Annotated in this window: 1 pseudogene; it reads right to left on the reverse strand. The window is 42.4% G+C overall.

Annotated elements, in window-relative coordinates:
- Positions 1–26: 26 nt before the first annotated feature.
- Positions 27–434: pseudogene (locus tag H5119_RS20115) on the reverse strand (transposase); the annotation flags it as partial.

A 434-nucleotide genomic window follows, 5' to 3' on the forward strand; every position in this document is an offset into this window, starting at 1 on the left:
TAACTTTTTACTGGGGCGTTTAAACTTTATGCGAGCAGCTTTTCGCAGTTACTGATATTCGCTCGCCGTTTTCGATTTAAATTTTCGCAATAACTTGCTTGTGAGATAGGCCTGCCTACTGCGCCATGAAATACGCGTGTAAATTGTGTGGTGAGTTTCAACCAGTTTTCTGGGGATATAGTAAGCCTTTCAAGCAAAGGAAGGTTTATATTATCAATATACTCGCGTTTATCCTCTCGTATTATTCGCCCTGTTAGTTCAACAAGTTCAAGGTACGATTTAAGCTCAAACGGTAGCCCTTTTGGCATGATTTGACGTGGCATGCCTGCAAAGCGGAGTAATTGTTTTGGCTGCTTGCCTTCTTTTGCGCATATTAGCCGTACTTGAGCACTGGTATGGTCTGATTCTTCTGGTGTCTTTGCCATTTTGGCTCT

Origin of the sequence: Pseudoalteromonas sp. SG45-5 (genome assembly GCF_014164085.1) — a bacterium.
Taxonomy (GTDB): domain Bacteria; phylum Pseudomonadota; class Gammaproteobacteria; order Enterobacterales; family Alteromonadaceae; genus Pseudoalteromonas; species Pseudoalteromonas aliena.